Source organism: Streptomyces sp. SLBN-8D4, from assembly GCF_049739545.1.
GTDB lineage: Bacteria > Actinomycetota > Actinomycetes > Streptomycetales > Streptomycetaceae > Streptomyces > Streptomyces canus_C.
On sequence record NZ_JBMGQC010000001.1, the window covers coordinates 108,982 to 130,045 of the forward strand.

The following is a 21,064-nucleotide window of genomic DNA, read 5'->3' on the forward strand; positions in this document are numbered from 1 at the left end:
GTTGGAAACATGCACCACGTGGCGCATAGGAGTGGATTTTTCATACCTCTTCCACTGAAGGAACTGTACCTACTGTGACGCATGACGGAAGACACATCGAGGTGCCTGCGAGGAACCCATGAAGCCTGAAACACGCCCGGTCACAGGCGGGAAGACCACCCTGAGAAAGACCGGCCGCCAGCGGGTCAACAAGATCGCTCTGGCTGGATCTCTGGTCGCGATGGCGGCACTGGCCGCCGGTTGCGCCGGCTCATCGTCGACGGCTGCCGGATCGTCGGGCACGGGCAACAGCGGGAGCCCCGCGGGCAAGACCGTCGACTTCATCGGCTACGGCAACACGAACCAGTGGGCTGCGTACTTCAACGGCGTCTTCGAGAAGAAACTCAAGGCCGCCGACGTCACGCTCAAGGACCTGACCACCATGGATGCGGGTACCGCGGTACAGAACTTCAATCAGGCGATCGCGGACAAGCCCGACCTCATCGTGACCGCGCTGCTCGACACGAAGTCGATGGCGGTCCCGATCGCCAAGGCGAAGCAGGCCGGCGTACCGGTCCTGGTCTTCGACGGCCGCCCGGACCCGAAGGTCGACGGTGACGTGCTTCAGGTCGTGAGCGACAACGTCGCCCTCGGCAAGGCCGCTGCCGACAACATCATCGAGGGCCTCAAGGCTCAAGGGCGCAGCTCCGGCAACGTGGTCGTCGTCACCGGCACCGCTTCCTCGCTGGTGACCCAGGATCGTATGCAGGGCTTCAGCGCCGAGATGGCGACCGCTCCCGGCTACAAGGTGATCGAAACCCAGGACGGCAACTGGGACCCCACGCTGTCGGGCCAGATCGCGACCCAGCTGCTGGCGAAGCACAGCTGCAACGGGATCCAGGCTGCCTACGGTATGGCGGACTACATGGCACTCCCGATCATCGCCTCGGCCAAGCAGGCGGGCTGCGGGGTCGGTGGGAAGAACGGCCTGATCGTCACCAGCAGCAACTGTTTCAAGGCCGGCATCGACGCGATCAAGCAGGGCGCCCTCTACGGTACGGCGACCGAGGATCCAGGCACGATCGCGAACCAGACGGCGGCCTACGTCCTGAAGTACCTCAGCGGCCAGAACCCCCCGCGGAAGCAGACCGTCAAGGAAGAGCGGATCACCGCCGCCAACGTCGACCAGTACGCCGCACAGTGCAGCCACGCATGAGCGCCCAGCCATACGACTCTCCGGCCGGCCCTCCGCTGGTGAGCGTCGGGGGCCTGCGCAAGACCTACGGCGACACGGTGGCCGTGCACGGCGCCGACCTCACGCTTCGGGCAGGTGAGGTGCACGCCCTGTGCGGGCACAACGGCGCAGGCAAGAGCACGGTCGTCAAGATGCTCTCGGGACAGGAGAGCCCCGAGGCCGGCACCATCAGCGTCGAAGGCGAGGTCGTCGAGCTGCGCAACAGGGGCAGCGCCCAGCTGGCGGGCATTGCGCTGGTCGACCAGGAACTCAGCGTCGTGCCGGCCCTGACGGTGGCCGAGAATCTCCTTCTCGGCGATCGCAGCGCCGGGTGGGTTCACCGGCGTCGGCAGGAACGGGCTCGTGCCCGCGCCATGCTCGACGAGATGGGGCTCGCGCACGTACACCCCGACCAGCCGCTCCGCTCGCTGGGACTCGGCGAGCGACAACTGGTCGAAATCGCCAGGGCCATGGGTCAGCGTGCCCGCGTGGTCATCCTCGACGAACCGACCGCGACGCTCAGCGATGTCGAGAGCGAGCGGGTCTATGCCGCCGTACGCCGCGTGGCCGCCGCAGGTTGCTCCGTGCTCTTCGTCTCCCACAGGCTCGGCGAGGTGCTCCAGCTGTGCGACCGGGTGACGGTCATGCGCGACGGCCGCGTCGTGACCGTGGCCGACACGGCGAAACTCACCGTCCAGAGCCTGATCAGGCACATCCTCGGCGGGAAGCCGGAGAACAGTCCCAAGCGGCCGGCGGACGTCGGCGAGGTGGCTCTGCAACTCCACGCGATCGCTGTGCCCGGACGGTTCGAGAGCCTGTCCCTCGACGCTCATGCCGGCACTGTCTACGCCCTGGCCGGCCAAGTAGGTTCGGGTGCTTCCGAGATGCTGCGTGGCATAGCCGGTCTCGAGCCGGCGATGCGCGGGCGCGTCAGCGTCGGCGGACGGCATCTGACTGCCGGCGACCCCGTTGCCGCCTCGAAGGGCGGCATCGCGTTCGCCTCCAACGACCGCAAGTCCGAGGGCCTGTTCCTGCGACGCCCCGTCGGCACGAACCTCATGGCCACGAGGATCCCGTCCTTCACCCGAGTCGGGGCGATCCGTAGCCGGGCGTGGCGAGCATGCGAGCGCCGGCTTGCGGCGTCCTGCGGACTGCAGGAGCGCCTGGAGGTCGCGGTCGGTGACCTCAGCGGTGGCAACCAAGCAGAAGGTCTTCGTCGCACGGGCGCTCGAACGCCCGGACGTGAAAGTGCTGCTCCTGGACGAACCCACGCGTGGCGTGGACGTCGGCGGGCGGGCGGCCATCCACCGGCTCGTCCGCCAGGCCGCGGCTGACGGGATGACGGTCCTGTTCGCGTCCACCGAGCTCGACGAGCTCGTCGAACTCGCCGACGTCGTCGTCACGTTCTACAAGGGCGAGGTCGTCGCCCGGCACGACAGCGTGACCTCCGGGGACGCGCTGCTCTTCGAGATGACCCACGGCACCGCCGTGCACGAGGTGGGAGGCGCCTGGTGAGCACAGTACAGACACCCCTGGACACCGCGGACACAGCCACGAAAGGCACCCGGCGCACGGTCGCCTGGAGCGATGCTGTCGCCGCCCTTGCTCTCGTCGCCCTTCTCATTCTTGGCGCGGCGACGCACCGCTTCTACACCTTCGACAACCTACGTGCGGTTCTCACCTCTGCCAGCCTCGTCGGCATCGCCGCTCTCGGGCTGACCCTCATCGTGATCGCCGGGACGTCGGTCTCCCTCGCGATCTCCGAGACCGCCTCGGTATGCGCCATGGTGTTCCTCGCGACCCAGTCGTGGGGGCTGGTTCCCTCACTGCTGGCCACGCTCGCCGCCGGCGCCGCCATCACCGCGCTCCAAGGCTTGGCAGTCGGGTACGGAGAGGCCAACCCCATCGTGCTGAGCATCGTGGCCGGCTTCGCTCTGGTCGGTGTGGCGACCTGGGTCACCGGAGGCACCTCGGTCGCTCCTCGGGGTGCGGGTTACATCCACCTCAATGCGACGCCGGGCGGCATTGCGTTGAGTGTCTACGTACTCGTGGCCTTCACCGTCCTGTTCGAGCTCCTGCTCCGCCGGTCAGGCTTCGGCAGGACGCTCTATCTCACGGGTGAGAACCGGCGCGCGGCCACTGCGGCAGGCCTTGCCGTCGGACGCACCATCACCGTCGCCTGGCTTCTGGCCGGCGCCCTGTTCGCGGTCGCGGCCTCCTTCAGCGGCGCTTTCAACACCACCGCGAACGTCAACCTCGGAGGCACCCTGACGTTCGACGCGATCGCCGCCGTACTCGCCGGCGGGACCCCGATCGCCGGAGGAAGCGGCTCGGCAGTTCGCACACTGTGCGGAGCCGTGCTGATCGCCGCCCTCTCCGACGTCCTGCTTCTGCGCGGCTACAGCACCGGGGCACAGGTCATGGTCAAGGGACTGATCGTGCTCGCCATCGTGGTCATGGTCCACCTCCGGTCTCGCCAAGGAGCCCGATGATGTCCCGAACCTGGATCGCCCGGGCCTTTTTGAGCCGACCTGAGCGCCTGCTGCCGACCAGCGCACTGGGCATCGCAGTACTGGCCTACCTGGCACTCCCCCTCTACTCAGGCCCCGAGCAATGTGATTGATGCGGCAGACATCTCGATCAGCCCTCGGGGGCCTCGCTCGTTGCGCTTCGGGTCCGGCACATGATCGGTGGCCAACTCAAAGAAGCTCACTGCACGGGCCTTGACACCGTCTCGCACAGCGGCCAAGAAGGGTCTGCCGCACGATCGGGTGACATCTTGACCTGCCCCACGCTTTGGGTTCCAGCTGGGTTGGCTAACTGACAGCGTGGGTGGTGTCTTGTGCGGAGAGCAGTTCGTACTCGATGGGGGTGCGGTAGCCCAGTGCTGAATGTCGTCTCTGGCGGTTGTAGAAGATCTCGATGAACTCGAAGATCGCGTTGGCCAGTTCGACCCGGGTCTTCCAGCGCTTGCGGTTGAGCAGCTCGATCTGCTTCGAGGACCAGAACGACTGCATCATCGCGTTGTCCAGGCCGTCCCCGACGGTGCCGAACGACGGCAGGAGGCCGACGGAGCGGATCCGCTCCCCGAAGACCCAGGAGGTGAACTGGGTCCGTGATCGGCGTGAACGATCCCGCCCGGCTCGGGGCGGCGGTTGCGGATGGCCATGTCCAGCGCGTTGACCACGAGGGTGGAGTCCTGCCGTGAGTCGATGGACCAGCCCACGATCCTGCGGCTGAACGCATCCAGGACCGCCGCGCAGTAGACCCACCCTTCCCTCTTCCCGCCCTGGCCTCGTGTGTATGCCTTCTTCTCCCGCTGGCGGGATACGGGCCTGGTGGCCGAACTGCACGACCGGCTGCGCGGAGCCGTCCGTGACGCTGAAGGGCGTGAGGAGGAGGCGAGTGCGGCGGTCATGGACTCGCGGTCGGTGAAGGCGGACGCCACCGTCTCCTTCGCTTCACGGGGATACGACGCCGGAGGCCCTCCAGGTCGCGCACCCGGTGGCACCTATGGCACAACCTGGGCGATGCCGCGGAGAAGTGCGTCCACCAGCACCGCGACTGTCTGCGTGCCGCCCCGGCACCACCGGACAAACCGCAGCGCGAGGAGTCGGAGCCGACTGCGGTATCGCCCTGGCCGACAGGGTCCGCGAGAGTGTGGAGGCTGGAAGGTCGTCCTGGCGGACGCCATCGAGCCACTCGGGCAGCCGTTGGCCGTGTCGCTCGGTGAGGACCTGAGCGAACGAACGGACGTGTCTGGCTTCCAGTTCGGGGCAGTGGGCCAGGACGGCCTTCATCCGGGGCTGTTCGCCCTCGGAGAGGGACTCGGGTGCCGGAGGATCCAGCCGGCGACCGTGCGGGGTGAGGGCGGGGGTGCGGTGACCGGGTCGGCTGAGAGGCGCTTGGTGCGGACGGGCGTGCCTGGGACCAGGACATCGGTCGGTGTGTCCCGTGCGGCGCACTCCAGGCGTCTGCCGTCCCGGGCGAACAGGCCGTGCCGGCGGTCCTCGGCGTCCCGCAGCAGCTGCCCCACCGCGATCTTCCCGACGGCGGAGGGAGACACCTCCCTGGCACCCGACAGACACGGCGCCCTTCAGCCATCTCGGCAAAGCCCCTGTTTTGATCTCAAGCCCCTCGCGAGTCACTCTTGGTGTCGTGTGAGTCGGTTGAGCTCCGCCTGGGGTCAGGATCCTTCTACCGGGACTTGTGAAAATGAAAGACGACGAGAATCATCACGTGCGGTTTGCGGTCCTGGGATCGGTTAAAGTGTGGCGAAGAGGCGCCGAGTTACCCCTGGGACCGCCAAAGCAGCGCGCCTTACTGGCATTACTTCTGTTACACGCCGGGCAGACCATCGGTCTGAGCCAGATCGTCGACGTTCTGTGGCACGGCGATCCGCCGAACAGCGCCGTGAACGTCGTCCACCGTCATATCGGCTCGTTACGGAAACTGCTGGAGCCCGGACTTCCTCCCCGCGCCCCGGGCAACCTCTTGGTGCGCCGTGCCGGTGGGTACGGCATCAATGTCGACACCCGCACTCTCGACTTGCTGCACTTCCGTGACCTTGTCGCCCATGCCCGCGATGCCGCCGACGGTGGCGAGGCGAGCAGCGCCGCGGAACTGTACACCGAGGCACTCTCCCTCTGGCGCGGAGAGGCAGCACAGGGAGTTCCGCAGGACATCCGGGTGCACCCACTGTTCTCCGCCGTGGACAGCGAACACCTGGCGGCCCTGCGCGAGGGCGCCGACCTGATGCTGACACTGGGCATGCCCGATCCGGTTCTGCCGTTGCTGCAGCGGGCGATCGCGCAGTATTCGTTGGACGAGTCGCTGTACGCCCGGCTGATCCAGGCGCTCGCCCAGACGGGCCGTCAAGCGGAAGCGGTCGGGCTGTTTCAGGAGATGCGCTTGCGGTTGAAAAACGAGCTCGGTATCGAGCCGAGCCCGGAACTCCGCGTCGCCCACGCCAGTCTGCTAAGCCAATCGAAACGAGCCACAATTCCCCAGGACAGGCGCCACGAGGTCCCCCCGAAGGACGCCTCCGGTCCCCCGGCGCCCCAGTCACCGCCTGGGCGGCCGAATCTGCCGACCACAATCCGCCCCACACAACTTCCTCTGGACTTACGCACCTTCGTCGGCCGCCGAGACGAACTGGCCCAGATCACCAGCGCTCTCGAGAAAATCGACGAAGAATGCGGAATCTCGGCGGTGATCAACACCATTGAGGGAATGGCCGGCGTTGGCAAGACCACCCTCGCAGTGCATCTCGCACACCGTCTCGCGCACCTTTTCCCCGATGGCCAGCTCTACGTCAATCTCCGCGGTTTCGACGCGAGCGGGCCCTCCGTAACCGCCGCCGAAGCCCTGCGTTCGTTCCTGATCGCGCTGGGCGTGTCCGCACGACACCTGCCCCCCGACGTCGACTCCCAGGTCGCCCTCTACCGAAGCCTCCTCGCGGACCGTCGGGTTCTGGTCGTTCTCGACAACGCGCGCGACTCGCAGCATGTGCGGCCCCTGTTGCCGGGCAGCTCCACCTGCCTGGTCGTCATCACCAGCCGCACCCAGCTGCGTGGCCTCGTCGCCACCCATGGGGCCGCCCCGCTGATCCTCGGGCCGCTGACCGAGGCGGAGTCCCGTGAAGTCCTCGCGCGTCACCTGGGCCAGGAGCGGACCACCGCCGAACCCGAAGCCGTCGACGCGATCGTCGAGTTCTGCCATCGGCTGCCGCTCGCCCTGGCGATCATCGCGGCGCGCGCAGCCACCCTGCCCGGCTTCTCCCTCGCGTCCATAGCCGCCGAGCTCCAAGCCGACCGCTGCAGCCTCGACGCCTTCGCCGACGAGGACCCCTACACCGACCTGCGCACCGTCTTCTCCTGGTCCCTCGACGGCCTCGAGCGCGAGGCGGCAAGGCTCCTGCGGCTGCTGTCCCTGCACCCCGGACCGGACATGTCCGCCACGGCCGCGGCAAGTCTCGCCGCGCTGCCGGTGCGCCGGACCACGACCCTCCTGGCCAAGCTGGCCGATGCCCACCTGATGATCCGACCGGTGCCGAACCGTTTCGCGTTCCATGACATGATCAAGATCTACGCGTCCGAACAGATCCAGGCTCACGAGGATGACGACGCGCGCGGGTCGGCCGTACGGCGCCTGCTCGACCACTATGTTCACGGCGCTCACACCGCCGCGACCGCGCTGACGCCGCACCGCATCGACGATGCCCCCGATGCCCCCGCGGAGCCGGGCGTCGCACTCGAGCCGCTGACGGACCCAGACTCGGCCGCGGCTTGGCTGGAGCGGGAACTGCCCGTGCTGTTGTCGACCGTGGGCCAGGCCAAGAGCATGGGCCACCCGGCCCAGGCATGGCTGCTGGCACAGGCCCTGGAGCTGTATCTGGACCGCAGGGGCCGCTGGCAGGATCAGATCGACATTCAGTCCATCGCCGTGGAGTCCGCCCTGCTGCTCCAGGACCAGCTCCGTGAGGCACAGGCCCGTCGGTCGCTGGGATTCGCGTACGGGCGCCTCGCCCAGTACGACCGGGCCCACACCGAGCTCCATGAGGCGATGGCACTGTTCACCACGCTCGGCAACCCCAACGGCCGGGCCCGCGTGCATCGTTCGCTGGCCTTCCTGGCCAACTGCCGCGACGAACACGACGCGGCCCTGCGCCACTATGCGCAGGCCCTGGACCTGTACCGGTCCGCGGACGACCTCACCGGGCAGGCGCTCGTCCTCAACGAGACGGGATGGACCTACATCCTCCACGGTGCCTACCTGCAGGCCGTTACCGAGTGCACCCAGGCGGTGGCCCTGCACCAGAAGATCGGCGACACCAACGGCGAGGCCGCGGCCTGGGACAGCCTCGGGTACGCCCACCATCACATGGGTCACCACCAAGAAGCCCTCCGTTGCTACGAGCGCGCCCTGAAGCTCTACCAGCGCATGAACGACCGCTACCTGGAGGCGGACACGCTCCTGCACATGGGGGACACCCACGAGGCCCGGGGAAGCCGCGCCGCCTCCGTGCCCCTGTGGCGGAAGGCGGTGCGGATCCTCGACGAACTCGGTCATCCCGAGGCCGAACAGGCGCGCGACCGGCTGAGAGATGAACCCACGTACGGCTGAGGAGCGGCCTCGCAGGTCGCGGCGCCGGACTGCGGGACAGAGCATGCCAGGATGCCTCTCCCGAGAGCTTGCCTTCCGTTTGCCGTCGCTTGCCGAATCCTTGCGGGCGGCTCGATCCGGCCGCTACGACACGGAAGTCCGGGGGCGCAGGCGGGTGAACGGCAGGTTGCGGCCGGCGTAGGCGAATTCTCCGCGGGACTCGATCTCCGCAGCCGACGACCGCAACGTCTTCCTGGCGTCCTCGATCGCTCCGCTGCTGTGCTGTGCCTGGGCCAACAGGCCCACATGGAGCGGCAGACGGATGAGGAGACGCCGTTCGCGCAACTCGGCGACCGCCGACTCCAGGCGGTCGAGCGCGCCGGGCTTGCCGGTCTGCTGCTGCGCCCAGCTCTGGCACACCTGGAGCATGGCGGTCCAGTAGCTCAGCCCGTGGGCGCGGGCGATGTCGAGACCCCGGCCGCTGGAGGTCGCCGCCCTGTGGGGATCCTCGCCCAGCGCCGCCACCAGGGCGTGGAAGTAGTGTGCGCTCGCCTGGTCGACCGGTGTGCCGTCCCGGCCGGTGGCCACGAGCAGGTCGTCGCACAGCGCAAGCGCCTCGTCGGTGGCGCCGAGCAACCACAGGGTGAGGACTCGATGGTTCATGGCCAGGAACCGTGGGTCGTGCTGCGTCTGATGGGTCATGGCGATCCGCCGTTCGGGGCTCAGCTCCTCGGCCGTCCGCTCCGCCTCGGTCAGGGCTGCGAGCGCGTCGGCGGTCTCACTGGGCAACTGCAGCAACCCGCGGGCGATCCTTTCGTAGAACCGGATCTCCGGGTCGCCGAACTGCTCCGCGAGAGCACGCAGTTGTTCCACGTGCCAGGCACCCTCGGCGTGCCGGCCGGTGACCAGTTCGGCCACGCACTGCTGCAGCAACAGCGCGGCCTGTTCGGTGGTACGGCCCGCCGTGGCGGCGGACAGCTTCCGGATGCGCCCGGCCTCCACCTCCACCTCGCGGTCGGCGTAACCACGGGTGATGACCGTCGTGTACAGGAGCCTGGTGCGCAGCTCCAGCGTCTGCTCCGATGCCGTATCGCCGTTCCGCGGTAAGGCGGAGAGCAAGGTGTGCGCGTGCTCGAACCATGTCTGCGCGCGTTGGTAGTCGCCGTCGCCGATGGCCTGTTCGCCGGCACGCCTGAGGTGCGGCACCACGTCCTCCGTAGGCAGGGTCAGGGCGGCCTGCCAGGCGTGCTGAGCCACCTGTTCGCTCGCCTCGGCGGAGCACCCGTGGCGGGCGCTGAGCACGCCGACGGCGCGGGCGTGCAATGCCGCCCGCTCCTGGCAGGGCATCTCCGCCAGGAGGACGTCGCGGATGAGGTCGTAGCGGAAGACGAGCCGGTGTGGGTGGTCGAGGTCGCTGTGCACGAGTCCGGTCCGCAGGACCTCTTCCACAACCTCGTGGTCGGCCTCGCCGTGGTCCAGCATGCCGGTGAGCGAGGTCAGCGTCGCCTCGGTGCCGAGTACGGCGCAGCACTTCAGGATCTGCAGGACGCGCGGGGGCAGCCCGGCGAATCGCCTGCGCACCATGCTGCGGAGCCCCGTCGGGATCCCGGCGCGGACGATGTCGGCCACGCGGGGATCGTGCAGGCGCCGTGCTCCGCCGGCGTCGGCCAGCAACTGGTTGAGGAGATAGGGGTTGCCGCCGCTGCGTTCGTACAGTGCGCGCACGACGGATGCGTCGACGCCGGGTCCGGCCTGGGCCGTGACCGCGGCCTGGACGTGTTCCTCGGCGAGGTCGTCCAGATGCACCACTTTGGTGCGGGAGTCGGCCAGGAGGTCCACGAGCGGACCGTCGGAGTCGAGCCCGGCCCCGAGACCGGGTTCACGGACCGTGATCACCACGCTGACGGGCCGCCCCTGAATGCGGCTGCTGAGCAGTCCCAGCACGTCGAGTGTGAGACGGTCCGCCCAGTGCACGTCTTCGAGGACGAGCAGCAGCCGGTTGTCCTCGGCACGTCGGAGAATCGCCTCGCACAGCGCATCCTGAGCGAGGAAGTGCATCTCGTTCGAATGATGTCCGGTGAAGTCGGTGCTGTGTCCGGACAGCGTTGTCATCGGGTAGAGGACGTGCTGCCCGCGCAGGCCGTCGAACGACACCCCGTACGGGATCTCGAGCCGGCGCAGCACCTGCTGCCACACCCAGCCGATGGGCATGCCCTCGGTGCTGCGGCAGTTGACACGGATCACCTCCGCTTCGGGTGACTGCGGCTCCGATTCCGCCGTGGCCCGTGCCACCAGTTCGGTCTTGCCGACGCCCGCCTCGCCGACGACGGCGGTGATGTGTCCACTGCCACGCAGGGCACCGGTGATGGACGACCGCAGTGCGTCGAGGGCGTCGTCGCGGCAGGGGAAAGCCGAGCACACCGTCGGTGTCGCACGCCGCTGTTCGCCCTCGGGCACGGTCGCGCCGTCCGCCTCCCGCTCGGCCGGGGCGTCGGCCGCGCCCGCGCCGCCGGGCCGGTCCCGCACCTCGATGGGGGCCGGAACAGGCGCCTGGTCGTCGAGTTCGTGACGCAGCAGAGCCAGGTGGACGCGCTGCAGTTCGCGGGCCGGAGCGACCCCGAGTTCCTCGGAAAGGTGGGCGCGCGTCCGGTCGTACAGCTGGAGCGCCTCGGCCTGCCGTCCCAGGCGGTACAGGCCCGTCATGAGGCTGCCGACCAGGCGTTCGTCGGTGGGGTGCAGGGATACTTCACGGCGCAACAGCGCGACGGCGTCACCGGCTTGGCCGAGAGCGAGCAGCGCGTCGGCCTGTGCCGCCACGGCGGTGGTCCGCAGAAGGCTCAGGCGTGCGCTCTCCTCCGCGAGCGGAGCGTAGGCCGCGAGATCCAGGAAGGGATCAGCCCGCCATAATCGCAGCGCTTTGTCGAACACTGCGCGAGCGGCCTGGAGACCGCTGTCGGCCGCAAGGCGCTGCCCGCGGGAGACGAGACCTTCGAACCGGGACAGGTCGAAGCTCTCCGGCTCCGCTGTCAGGACGTATCCGGGAGCCTGGTAGCGCAGCAGGGCGGTCGAGCCGTGCTGTCCTGTCAACACGCGCCGAAGGTGGGACAGGTACGTCTGCAAGGTGGCCTGCGGGCGCCTGGGGAGGCGGTCACCCCACAGTTCGTCGACGAGCTGATCGGCGGGCACCACCTGACCCAGCCGTATCAGAAGCAGTCCCAGGACGGCCCGGTGCCGTGGAGGACCGAGGGGTACTCGCTCGGCCCCGCGCCGAGCCGTCATCACTCCGAAGGCTTCGAACGACAGATCTGCCAGGGACGCGGATTGCTGCTCTTGCTCTGTGTACGGCATGCCGGGGGCACTTGCCTTTCGACGGTCACGCACTTGACGGACGGTCGATCGTATGGCGAGGCAGGTGCTGAAAGAGTGCCGATGAAGTGACGCACAGAACACGCCACGACACGTACGGGTACGAGCCACTTGCCGGGCGGTGCCCGGTGCCCGGTCATGGCGCGGCGGCGCCGCTCCAGTCCTGTGGAGCGGGACGCTGTTGTCCTGTCAGTTCTCCCCGGTCATAACGCCGTTCGATGTAGGTGAGCATGTCGATGAGGCCCCGGGCGGTGACCCGTTGCTGGTTTTCGCTCAGGCTGCGGCCCTGAGGGATCGGCACTCCTCCAGGGTTGACCCAGGTCAGCCGGCCGCGGCCGTCGATCTGGGCCCGGCAGCGGTTCGCATTGTCCTGATGCAGGCAGAACGGAACGTCGAGGTGCCCGAGTTCGAATGCGCGTATGAGCGCTGATCCCACGTCGCTTCCCAGAGTCAGCGTGTGGGTGATGATGGCCTGAGCCTCTTCATAGATCCCGGAATCTGGAATTGCGGCCGGTTCGACCACCGTTTCCCGCTGGGCCACCGACGCTGCGAATTCCAGGGCGTGGACATTCTCCGCAATGGACGGGATTCTGCTGGATTCCGCCGCAGTCTTGACGATCAGTCGCTCGGTCCCGGAGCGGACAGCGAGCCTCGCGCTCGCCTCGAGCAGCCTGAGTGCTCCCCGTCGACTGCGTGGATAAACACCCATGTAGGTGTACAGGACAGAGTGCCAGTCGGTATCGCCGAGCCAGTCGCTCGCCAGCGCGCGCAGGACGGAAAGTGCCTCGATGTCCTGCTGCGTATCAGTCTGCTGAGCGTAGCTGACGGAAATATCGTGCAGGCCGTGTTCGCGGAAGAACATGCCTTCCAGGATGCTCAGGGCGATCAGCAGGCTCGGCGGGCACAACTGCCCCAGCATGCATCCGCCGAAGGTCTCCAGATGCACCTGTTCACTGCTTCTCGCGAGCGTCTCACAGCATTCCGCCCATGCGGCGACGGCTTGCGCCAGAGGGACGCGACTATAGGGCAGGCAGTAGGAGACGGGACCGCCTTCGGTGGCATCGATGCCGGCCGTCGTCAGGTTCGCGAACAACTCGCCGGGCAACGCCGATCCATGCCTTACCTGCACCGGAAAGTCGTCTCCCGCGATTCCGGCAAGCATCTGGCGAGTCACCGCCGCGCCATGCGTCACCAGCGGGAATCCATTGAGGTCCTCGCCTCTCTCCAAAGCGAGGAGCGCTGAGGCGTGGTCGTTCACCCGGGTGTAACTGTCAACGGTGATGGTACCTACAGTGGGTGCGCTGACGTCGCCGACCGCCTTGAGTCCCGCGCGCATCTGATCGACCGTGCCGAATCCCATGCGCGGCTGGACGACCAGTTTCCCTTCGCTCGACGCTTGCCGGACGAACCGGGTAAAGCGTCCGGGTCCGGTGGGAGGTGCCATCAGGTACTCCGGATTTCCGTGGAGGGGACGCGCTTCGGCGCGGGCGTGCGCAGTCCGAGGCAGTCGAGGAACCGGTCGAGATCGGCGTCGGCCTCGAACACCGCGTCGAAGCCGTTCGCGACCAGTTCCGCCCGGGATCCCGCGTGCCGGGAACCGTGGACGCCCAGCTTTCCGCCGATGACGACTTTCATGGAGGCGAGCCCCGAATTCTGGCGGATCTTCCTGATCAGCCGTAGTCCGTCGATATGGCCGTGCCCGTTGACCGTGCTGATGACCAAGGCGTCCGGCCGGACTCGGAGGCATTCGGACATGATGAGTTCGTCCGGAGTGCACGCGCCGAGGTTGACCACCTGTCCGCCGTTCTCCTCAAGCAGTAACTGGAGAAAAACGAGGTTCCACATGTGGGAATCCGAGGAAAGGCTGGTCACGACGAACGTCCTTCCGTTTCCACGGGAAACAGAATTCACGGGCGGTTCATCTCGGCCGCTGCCAGGAACGCGTTGTTGGCCTCCGCGGTTCCTGTCGTCACGCGCACACCGTCCTCCGGGTAGGGCCGTACGTCGACTCCCGCCGACGCGCACGCGGCGGCGAACTCCTCGGCACGAGCGCCGAGCGGCAGCCAGACGAAGTTCGCCTCTGAGGGCGGCACGTCGAATCCCAGGGCGAGGAGCGCGGCGCGGACCCGGTCCCGTTCGGCGGCCGTGTCCTGGACGCGGCTGAGGAGTTCCTTCTCCGCCGCCAGCGACGCGACGGCGGCGGCCTGGGCGACGTCGCTGACGCTCAACGGCATGACCATGCGCTGGACGCGGGAGATCAGGCCGGGCTCCGCGAGCAGATAGCCGACGCGCAGGCCGGCCAGGCCGTACGCCTTGGAGAAGGTGCGGGCGACGATCAGGTTCGGCCACGAGGTGAGGAGCCGGGCGCCGAGGCCGGGGTCGCGCGCGTATTCGCCGTACGCCTCATCGAGCACGACGAGGCACGTGCGCGGGACGGCGTCGAGGAACCGCAGGAGGTCGGCCTCGCCCGACGCGGTGCCGGTGGGGTTGTTCGGGTTGCAGAGCAGCACCAGACGCGTGTGCTCGTCGACCACCGCGGCCAGAGCGTCGAGGTCGTGCCCCTCCCTGGCCAGCGGGACCCGTACCGTGCGGAACCCGGCGAGGTCCGCGAGCACCTCGTAGCCGTCGAACGACGGCCACGAGTAGGCGACGGCTGCTCCCGGTTCGGCGGTCACCGTGAGCAGTGCCTGGAGGAGCGTGATCGATCCGGCGCCCACCGCGACGCGGTCCGGGGAGAGGTCGTAGTGCCGGGCGAGTGCGGCGCGCAGCGCTCCGCAGGCCGGGTCCGGGTACCGGTTGGCCTCGGCGGCGGCGCGGGTGATCGCGTCCAGCACGGACTCGGGGGGCTGGAACGGGTTCTCGTTGCGGGCGAGTTGGTGGGCGGGGCCGCCGGGGCGGTCGGGGTGGAAGCTGTCCCCGCCACCGAGCAGCCGGGCGAGCCCGGCGTCCTGCGGGGTCTCGGCTCGGTCGGCCGCCCGAGATCCGGTTTCTCCCGGGGAACCCGGCAGGCCGGCGGTGCGCTTCTCGATGAACTCGGCGATGTCCGCCAGCGTCTTGAGGCCGAACAGGTCCTCGTCGGCGATGGTGACGCCGAGGCGCTGGCTGAGCGCCAGGGAGAGCTCGAAGGTGGCGAGGGAGTCCAGGCCCGCGTCCTCGCGGCTCGCGTCCGGGGACACCTGGTCGGCCTCCACCTCCAGCTCCTCGATCATGATCGTCTTCAGCAGTTCGTACACGGGTCCTCCGGTCCGATCGCCGGGCCGCTACGCGTCGGCCGGCTTCCTTCGGGGCGTCTTCCAGCGGTCGGGCACCGCGTTGGTCCGGTGCTCCCAGACGACGTTGTCGTCCCACCACTCCTCGATCCGCCGCAGCTCCGCGCCGGTGTCCGGCTCGGTGAGCCGGAAGACCATCTCGGCGACGGGCCGGCCGAGTCCTGGGGAGCTGCCGTAGAGGCGTCCGACGTCGCCGCAGGGCCGGTAGCTCACCGTCCCCGGCAGCGGGCACGCGTCGGGCAGCGCGCGCAGGACTCCCTTGGCCGGCGGGAACCAGACGAAGCCGAGCCGTTCGCCGGTCGGGTGGATCTCGACCTGGTCACCACGTCCGGCCTGGCCGAGCAGGCTCGCGCCGTAGAAGTTCATGCCCAGCACGGCTTCGTGGACGTCGGTGACGAGGGCCGCGCCCGCCCGGCAGGCGATCTCGCAGACGACCACCCGGTCGTCTGCGGTGTGGAACAGTTCGAGGTGGAAGGCGCACAGGTCGGGTACGGCGGGCAGCGCGGCCACGACCTGCCGCGCGGTGCTGCGCAGCCTCTCGGACAGGGGGTGCTCGTCGGGCATCATCCCCGTCATGGTCGGGGCGTCGAAGGCGACCGAGAACCAGTCGGAGTACAGGTTGCGGGAGGGCACCGCCAGCACCACCTCGCCGTCCTTCATGAGGCCGTTGACGTGGTAGAAGTCGCCCTCGATCCAGGCTTCGGCCAGCCGGGGGGTTCCGGTGGCACGCTCCGGGAGGGCGCGCAGGTCCTCTTCGTGCATCAGGACCACGGTGCCGTTCGACGCACCGGAGTCGAGTTCCTTGACGACGACCGGGAAGCCGACCTTCCACGTGAACTCGGCGAGTTCGTCATCGGTCCGGAACTTGCGCATGGGGGCGACGTCGATGCCCGCCGCCGCCAGGGTCGACTTCATGACGTGCTTGTCCCGGTACGCCGTGGCCGAGGCGAGGCTCTGGCCGGGCAGGCCGAGTTCGGCCCGCATGCGCGCCGCGCGCAGCACCTCGCGCTCACCGAGCGAAAGGATCCGGCGTACGCCGAACCGCCGGGCGAGGTCCAGGAGTTCGTCGTCCGGAATCTCCCAGAGGTTGGGCACCACCTCCAGGTGGAGGAAGCGCTGTGCGTACGCGGCGATGTCGGCGTCGGGGATGTCTGCTTTCGTGGTCACCACGACCAGCTCTCGCGCGGCGTCCGGGAACCACTCGTGCAGGCGCGAGACGATCTCCTTGGTGTTCAGCAGGAGAAACGGCCCCTGTTCGGCCTTCATGTGCATCCTTCGATCAGTCGTCGTTTCACGGGCATCCGGGCCGGCCGGGGAAGCCTGCCGCGCACGCGTCAGGCTTCCGTGCCGAAGTAGCGGTCCCCGAAGTCCCCGATGCCGGGCAGCATCCACGCGTCCTCGGTCAGCCGCTCCTCGATGGCGGAGGTCACCATCCGCACCCGCGGGTACTGCTCGCAGACGGCGGTGATGCCCTCGGGGACGGTGATGAAGTTGACGAAGACGATGTTCTCCTCGGGCACGCCGAGGTCCGTCAGCACCCGAAGCGCCGCCAGCGCGGTCCCGCCGGTCGCCATGACCGGATCGAGGAGCAGGACGTGCCGCCGGGCGATGTCGGCGGGCAGGGCGGTGTAGTAGAGGCGGGCCTCTTTGGTCGTCTCGTCCCGCTGGATGAGGATCTTGCCGATCCTGATCCCCGGGCAGACGTCCCGCAGTTCGCCCTCCATGCTCTCCCCGGCACGCACCACGGTGACCCCGCACAGACCGGAGGCGAAGCGCAGCCCCTGGTAGGCCGCGCCGGTCGGGGTGCGGACCTCGTGCGGCTCGAAGGGCAGCAGGTCCATGCCGGCCTCGATCAGCAGGCGGATGATCCGGCGCGAGTAGCGGACGAAGTCCTCGCTGCGGGCGTCCCGGTCGCGGATCGCGGTGTGCAGGGCGCGCAGTTGGTCGGTCTGGGGCAGCAGACGGACGCTGGTGCCGAGGTACTGGTCGATCGAGGGGACGGTCGGCGCGGTCATGGGGCAGCTCTCCTCAGGCCCTGGGAACGAATTTCACGGGAAGCGAGTCGAACCCCCACAGCAGGTTCGAGCGCAGGCGGCGGACCTGGCCTGCGAGTTCGGCGACCTCGACCCGCGCCAGGAGTTCCTCGAACATCACCGTGAGTTCGAGCTTGGCGAGCGAGGAGCCGACGCAGTAGTGGTTGCCCTGGATGAAGCCCAGGTGGCGGTTGGGTTCGCGCTCGATGTCGAAGCGGTCCGGGTCGTCGAAGACCTTCTCGTCGCGGTTGGCCGAGGGCAGCCACGCGACGACGTGGTCCCCGGCGCTGATCCGCTCCCCGCCGAACTCGACGTCCTCGGTCGCGGTGCGCAGCGCGTGCATGACGGGCGAGGTGTAGCGCACGATCTCCTGGATCGCCGTGGGCATGAGGGCGGGCTCGTCGCGCAGCCGGTGCCACTGGTCCGGGTTGTCGATGAGGGCGAGCAGTCCGCCCACGGTGGCGTGCCGGGTCGTCTCGTTGCCGCCGGAGACCAGGGCGTCGCAGTTGTAGAGGATCTCCTGGTCGGTCAGCGGGGCGCCGTCGATCTCGCCGCACACCAGGGCGCTCATGAGGTCGTCCTTCGGCTCCCGCCTGCGCTCCGCGGCGAGGTCCTGGAAGTGGAGCAGGATCTCGGTGTGGGCCTGGATCTTGCGCGCCTCCTCCGCCTCGTCTAGGGCGGTGGAGCTCCAGGCGAAGCGGGTGCGCTCGACCATGAAGTCCCAGTCGGCGGGCGCGACGCCGAGCATGTCGCAGATGACCGAGACCGGCAGTTTCTGGGCGACGCGCGTGAACTCGCACTCCCCCGCGGCCAGCGCCTCGTCGATGGCCTTGGCGGCCGTCTTGCGCATGGTGGTCTCCAGCCGGCTCACCATGCGCGGTGTGAACGCCGAGCTGACGACCTTGCGGATCTTGTCGTGCCGGGGCGGGTCGGTGATGTTGAGCATCTTGCCGGCCGCCGCGGCGAGGACCTGGGGGTCGGAGTCGAGGCGCATCCCGTTCTGGGAGCTGAACACGCGGGGGTCGGTCAGCATGTCCGTGCACAGGCCGTGGGTCATCACCGCCCAGAAGTGCTCCCCGTTGGCCCGCTGGTTGCGGTAGACAGGGTGTTCGGCGCGCAGCCGCGACCAGACCGGTCCGGGATCGGAGTCCCGGTACAGGAGCGGGTCCGACAGGTCAACGTTCATCAGCTCTCCCGGTGTCGATCGTGGTGGCGGGACGGAGGACCTCGCGCAGGGCATGCAGGACGTCGTCCGGGTGTTCGCCCAGGTAGAAGTGGCCGCCGGGGAAGGTGCGGAGCGTGAAGCGGCCCCGGGTCGCGCCGGCCCAGGCGCCCGCGTCGCCGAGGCCGACCGCCTCGTCCTGGCGGCCCACGAACGCGGTGACGTCGGTCCGCAGGGGCGGGCCGCCGGTGCGCGGGACGTAGGACTGGACGATGCGGTAGTCGTCGCGGATCGCCGGCAGGAAGGCCGAGCGCATGTCCGGGTCGTCCAGCAGGTCCGCGTTGCCGGAGCCCAGCTCCTTGAGGAGGGCCACGAGCCGGTCGTCGTCCAGGAGACGGGCGCCTTCCTGTCCGGGGAAGGGGCGCACCCGGTGGGGGGCGCCGCACCCCGAGACCACGAGGTGGCGTACGGCGCCGCCCCGCCCGCCGGCCGTGAGGCGGCGCAGGACCTCGTAGCCGACGACGGCGCCCATGCTGTGCCCGAAGAAGACGGCGGGCCGGTCGAGGAGTCCGCGCAGCTCCTCGGTGACCTGGTCGGCAAGGGTGTGCAGGTCGGGCGGGAACTCCTCCCGAATCCGGTTCTCGCGGCCCGGGTACTGCACGGCCCACACCTCGGCCCCGGTGAGGGCACTGCCACCCCAGTCCCGGAAGTAGCTGGCCGCGCCCCCGGCGTGCGGGAAGCACACGAGCCGGACCGGGGCCGAAGGCTCCGGCGGCCCGAAGGTGCGCAGCCACGGGCTGTCGGGCCGCGCGGTGGCGGTCTGTCGCGGTGCCACCGCCGGTCAGCTCCGTCCGGCGCGGTCCGCCGCGCCGTCGCCGTTCGCCCGGGTGACGGCTTCGGCGAGCCCGGCGATGGTCGGTGACTCGAACAGCACGCGGGCCGTCATGCCGACGTCGAACCGGGCACGGATGCGGGATATCAGGCCCGCGGCGAGCAGGGAGTGGCCACCCACCTGGAAGAAGTCGGCGTCGACGCTGATGCCGCGGCGGCCGAGGACGTCCTCCCAGATGTCCGCCAGGACCGCTTCCACGGGGGTGCGCGGCGCGATGTGGGCGACCTCGCCGTCGTCGTCGGGTTCCAGGGCGAGCAGGGCGGTCCGGTCGATCTTCCCGTTCGGGGTCATGGGGAAGGCGTCCAGGACGTGGACGGCCGTCGGGATCATGTACCAGGGCAGTCGGCCCCTCAGGTGGGCGATCAGTTCGGCGGCCGGCGGCTCGGCCCGCTCGTCGGCGGTCACGAAGCACACGAGGCTGCTGTCGGGGCCGTCGCCCGTCACCTGCGCGGCGCACGCCCGGACGTCCGGGTGCTCGGCGAGCACGGTCTCGATCTCGCCGAGTTCGATGCGGTAGCCGCGCAGTTTCACCTGGTGGTCCCGGCGGCCGAGGAACTCCAGGCAACCGTCGGCGTCCGCGCGCACCAGGTCCCCGGTGCGGTAGAGCCGGCTGCCGGGCACACCGGAGAAGGGGTCGGGCAGGAACCGCTCGGCGGTGGTCTGCGGCGCGTTGAGATAGCCGACGGCCACGCCCGCCCCGCCGATGAACAGCTCGCCCGGCGTTCCCGCCGGAACCGGCCGCAGGGCGTCGTCGAGGACATACGTACGGACGTTGTCGATGGGGCGGCCGATCGGGACGGAGGCGTACTCGCCGGCCTCCCAGTCGGCGCCCGGCTCGTGGACCGTCGTGGTGATGGTGCCCTCGGTGGGACCGTAGACGTTGAACCAGCGGATGTCCTCGCCGACCCGTTTCTTCCAGGTCAGCAGGGCCTGGCGGGCCGCCTTCTCACCGGCCACGATCATCGTGCGCAGCGAGGACTCCGTGGCCAGCCGCAGCAGGCAGTCCTCCTCCGCGACCCAGCTGTGCCAGAAGGCCGTGGGCACGCTCAGGAAGGTCGTGCCGGTGTCGATGACCTGCTGGGTCAGGGCCCGGAACGTCTGGCGCAGGGGGTCGCTGCCGAGGACCAGGGCCGCGCCGTGCAGGAGCGGCGGGAAGATCTCCTCGGCGGCGGCGTCAAAGCTCAGCGGCCTGCACTGCAGGACGCGGTCGCCGGGGGCGAACGCGAAGTGCCGGTTCACGGCGGAGCTGTGGTTCGCCAGTGAGCGGTGCGTCACCAGGACGCCCTTGGGACGGCCCGTGGAGCCGGAGGTGTGGATGACGTAGGCGGCGTCCGACGGCAGCGGGAGGGGGCTGTCCGGCGCGGGCGCGGTGGGCAGGGCGTCGATGTCCTGCCGGTGCTGGTCGAGGCAGACGATCTCGCCGTCGTACTCCGGGAAGAGCGGCCTCAGCGGCTCCTGGGTCAGGAGCAGGCGTGCGCCCGTGTCGGCCAGGACGTACCGCAGCCGCTCGACCGGGTACTCGGGGTCGAGGGGCACGTAGGCGGCGCCGGTCTTCAGGACGCCGAGCAGGGCCGTGATCATCTGCGGCGACCGCTCGACGCACAGGCCCACGAACGCGCCGGGCCCGACGCCGCGCTGCCGTAAATACCCGGCCAACTTGCTGGAATCGTCGTCGAGTTGACGGTACGTCAACGGCTGGTCCCGCCAGATCAGGGCCAGCGCCCCGGGGGTGCGCGCGGCCTGGGCGGCGAACAGGTCGTGCAGGCAGGCGCCCGCGTCCTTCCCGTCATCCGGGAGTCCGGCGGGCCGGATGTCCGGCCAGTGGGCGCCGATGTACTCCAGGCACTCCCGGCGGCTCGCCGCCCGGTGCGCGACGCGCCAGCCCGGTGGTACGTCGAGGCCGCCGGCCCACAGAGCGTGCCGGTTCTCGCTGTTCACCAGGACCAGAGAGACACCGTTGTCGTCATGAATCGGGTTGACCACGGCTCGCAGTCCCCTTCGGATGCTAATGGTGCGGCGTACGGA

The 21,064-nt window shown here is 69.2% G+C and carries 15 protein-coding genes and 1 pseudogene; 5 read left to right on the forward strand and 11 right to left on the reverse strand.

Going from position 1 to position 21,064, the window contains the following annotated elements:
• Window positions 1–118: 118 nt before the first annotated feature.
• From RKD20_RS00530 to RKD20_RS00545, 4 genes are read left to right on the forward strand one after another with little or no spacing between them, the layout of a single operon-like run.
• The gene (locus RKD20_RS00530; protein ID WP_424875837.1) at window positions 119–1,195 is read left to right on the forward strand and encodes a sugar ABC transporter substrate-binding protein; all 1,077 of its coding nucleotides are present in this window, start codon (window positions 119–121) and stop codon (window positions 1,193–1,195) included.
• Window positions 1,192–2,547: an ATP-binding cassette domain-containing protein gene (locus RKD20_RS00535; RefSeq protein WP_424875838.1), complete on the forward strand. Its 1,356-nt coding sequence runs from the start codon at window positions 1,192–1,194 to the stop codon at window positions 2,545–2,547. Before RKD20_RS00530 ends, RKD20_RS00535 begins: the two co-directional genes overlap by 4 nt.
• Window positions 2,548–2,551: 4 nt before the next feature.
• The gene (locus tag RKD20_RS00540; RefSeq protein WP_424875839.1) at window positions 2,552–2,728 is read left to right on the forward strand and encodes a hypothetical protein; all 177 of its coding nucleotides are present in this window, start codon (window positions 2,552–2,554) and stop codon (window positions 2,726–2,728) included.
• Entirely contained in the window at window positions 2,725–3,705 is a 981-nt protein-coding gene (locus RKD20_RS00545) for an ABC transporter permease (RefSeq protein WP_424875840.1), read from the forward strand. Before RKD20_RS00540 ends, RKD20_RS00545 begins: the two co-directional genes overlap by 4 nt.
• Window positions 3,706–4,029: 324 nt before the next feature.
• Here the strand turns inward: RKD20_RS00545 and RKD20_RS00550 are convergent.
• A pseudogene (locus tag RKD20_RS00550) lies at window positions 4,030–4,493 on the reverse strand (IS3 family transposase); the annotation flags it as partial.
• 516 nt (window positions 4,494–5,009) lie between these two features.
• On the reverse strand, window positions 5,010–5,279 hold the full coding sequence (locus RKD20_RS00555; protein ID WP_424875841.1) for a hypothetical protein: 270 nt from the start codon (window positions 5,277–5,279) through the stop codon (window positions 5,010–5,012).
• 149 nt (window positions 5,280–5,428) lie between these two features.
• Between RKD20_RS00555 and RKD20_RS00560 the strand changes: the two genes are divergently transcribed.
• Complete coding sequence (locus RKD20_RS00560) at window positions 5,429–8,338, forward strand: BTAD domain-containing putative transcriptional regulator (RefSeq protein WP_424875842.1); 2,910 nt, start codon at window positions 5,429–5,431, stop codon at window positions 8,336–8,338.
• Window positions 8,339–8,461: 123 nt separating this feature from the next.
• Here the strand turns inward: RKD20_RS00560 and RKD20_RS00565 are convergent, their stop codons facing one another.
• The 9 genes from RKD20_RS00565 to RKD20_RS00605 all read right to left on the reverse strand — a co-directional run bounded on the left by RKD20_RS00565 (window position 8,462) and on the right by RKD20_RS00605 (window position 21,022).
• Entirely contained in the window at window positions 8,462–11,665 is a 3,204-nt protein-coding gene (locus RKD20_RS00565) for a BTAD domain-containing putative transcriptional regulator (protein ID WP_424875843.1), read from the reverse strand.
• Between the two features lie 154 nt (window positions 11,666–11,819).
• Window positions 11,820–13,127, reverse strand: coding sequence for a methylaspartate mutase (locus tag RKD20_RS00570; RefSeq protein WP_424875844.1), 1,308 nt, complete (start codon window positions 13,125–13,127; stop codon window positions 11,820–11,822).
• Window positions 13,127–13,555: a cobalamin B12-binding domain-containing protein gene (locus RKD20_RS00575; RefSeq protein ID WP_424875845.1), complete on the reverse strand. Its 429-nt coding sequence runs from the start codon at window positions 13,553–13,555 to the stop codon at window positions 13,127–13,129. Before RKD20_RS00575 ends, RKD20_RS00570 begins: the two co-directional genes overlap by 1 nt.
• A 35-nt stretch (window positions 13,556–13,590) precedes the next feature.
• Window positions 13,591–14,916 (reverse strand): histidinol-phosphate transaminase, encoded by a 1,326-nt coding sequence (locus RKD20_RS00580; RefSeq protein ID WP_424875846.1) that lies wholly within the window; start codon window positions 14,914–14,916, stop codon window positions 13,591–13,593.
• A gap of 27 nt (window positions 14,917–14,943) precedes the next feature.
• Window positions 14,944–16,218: an ATP-grasp domain-containing protein gene (locus RKD20_RS00585; protein ID WP_424875847.1), complete on the reverse strand. Its 1,275-nt coding sequence runs from the start codon at window positions 16,216–16,218 to the stop codon at window positions 14,944–14,946.
• Between the two features lie 68 nt (window positions 16,219–16,286).
• On the reverse strand, window positions 16,287–16,967 hold the full coding sequence (upp, locus tag RKD20_RS00590) for a uracil phosphoribosyltransferase (protein WP_424875848.1): 681 nt from the start codon (window positions 16,965–16,967) through the stop codon (window positions 16,287–16,289).
• Between the two features lie 13 nt (window positions 16,968–16,980).
• On the reverse strand, window positions 16,981–18,171 hold the full coding sequence (locus RKD20_RS00595; protein ID WP_424875849.1) for a cytochrome P450: 1,191 nt from the start codon (window positions 18,169–18,171) through the stop codon (window positions 16,981–16,983).
• A complete protein-coding gene (locus RKD20_RS00600; RefSeq protein ID WP_424875850.1) occupies window positions 18,161–18,982 on the reverse strand; it encodes a thioesterase II family protein in 822 nt (273 codons plus the stop codon). Before RKD20_RS00600 ends, RKD20_RS00595 begins: the two co-directional genes overlap by 11 nt.
• Window positions 18,983–18,988: 6 nt before the next feature.
• Window positions 18,989–21,022: an amino acid adenylation domain-containing protein gene (locus RKD20_RS00605; protein ID WP_424875851.1), complete on the reverse strand. Its 2,034-nt coding sequence runs from the start codon at window positions 21,020–21,022 to the stop codon at window positions 18,989–18,991.
• Between the last annotated feature and the right edge of the window lie 42 nt (window positions 21,023–21,064).